General features: G+C 75.7%; 1 protein-coding gene. It reads left to right on the forward strand.

Going from position 1 to position 461, the window contains the following annotated elements; all coding sequences use genetic code 11:
• A partial coding sequence (locus tag M3677_RS17155) for a 1-acyl-sn-glycerol-3-phosphate acyltransferase (RefSeq protein ID WP_251161158.1) occupies window positions 1-461 on the forward strand: 461 nt, incomplete at both ends.

Here is a 461-nt window from a genome sequence, read left to right on the forward strand (position 1 = left end):
TCCCTGTTCGGCCGGGTCGTGGTGACCGGCTCGGTGCCCGAGCACCTGCGCGGCGGACCGGTCATCGTCGCGGCCAACCACATCGGCGACTACGACACGTTCACGGTGGCTGCCGCCCTGCACCGCGTCGGCCTGGTCCCCCGGTTCCTGGCCACCGGCGGCATCATGACGGCCCCCGTGGCCGGCCCGCTGCTCGAGCGGTGCGGGGGCATCCGGGTCGACCGCGGCACCGACGTCGCCGCGCACGCCATGCGGGTCGTGCTGGTCGCCCTCGAGCACGGCGCCCACGTCGTGGTCTACCCCGAGGGCCGGGTGGGTCTGACCGCCGACGGCTGGCCCGAGCGCGGCCGCACCGGACTGGCGCGGCTGGCGCTGCAGACCCGCGTGCCGGTGGTCCCGGTCAGCCAGTGGGGCGCCCACGAGGTGCTGCAGTACGGCAACGACTGGGGCAAGCTGCGCAC

It is taken from the genome of Curtobacterium sp. P97, from assembly GCF_023712445.1.
Classification (GTDB): Bacteria; Actinomycetota; Actinomycetes; order Actinomycetales; family Microbacteriaceae; genus Curtobacterium.